The organism is Robiginitalea aurantiaca, from assembly GCF_030380815.1.
GTDB lineage: Bacteria > Bacteroidota > Bacteroidia > Flavobacteriales > Flavobacteriaceae > Robiginitalea > Robiginitalea aurantiaca.
Genome location: NZ_JAUDUY010000034.1, coordinates 1 through 714, shown reverse-complemented (window position 1 = coordinate 714; position 714 = coordinate 1). Strand labels below are relative to the sequence as shown.

Annotated in this window: 1 protein-coding gene; it reads right to left on the bottom strand. The window is 40.9% G+C overall.

Going from position 1 to position 714, the window contains the following annotated elements; genetic code table 11:
- On the bottom strand, positions 1-714 hold a 714-nt coding region (locus tag QU605_RS15320), incomplete at both ends, for an FG-GAP repeat domain-containing protein (RefSeq protein ID WP_289726203.1).

Below are 714 nucleotides of genomic sequence, written 5' to 3'. Positions count from 1 at the left end.
GCATTTTGAGATATAGAGGTCCAGATCTCCGTCATTGTCATAATCGATCCAGGTGCTGGCGTAGTTCCCTGAGTTATCACTTGAAGGAACCGTTTTTGTATCAACTATTGTAGGATTATATGAAAAGGATCCATCCTGATTATTTGTATAGGCCTTTGATTCTGCATCATCATGGCATGTAAAAGCATCGATCCAACCATCTGCATTAATATCCACAAAGTTGCTTCCTTGTATAAAAATACTTCCATTAGATTGAAATTCAGAAGTATATGAATCATTGCCGTTATTATTCTTTATAATTTTAATCCCGTCGTAGTAACCTCCAGAGAGAATATCGTTAAACCCATTTTTGTCAACATCTGCTACTACTATAGCCCATTGGATTCTGCCGCTATCTACGCTGCTTGGTACCTGTCCAAAAGTATATTTACTGAAGGTCTGGCCAGAGTTGTTTTGATACTGAACTTGCAGTATTCTACCATTGTCGTATTGAACAATATCATCCTTGCCATCACCATTCATATCTACAACGCCCATAACAAGTCCACTGAAGTTATCCCCCTGTAGGAGATTGGTAGCATCTGAGAAGCGAATTGTTTCATCTCCCGGACCATCGAATATGGAGAACTGAATGCTGGTGACACCGATAATGTTTCCGGCTCCGTAGCGCCCGTCGTAGGCTGTTGCGGTGAGGGTATAACTACCTTCAGGAAA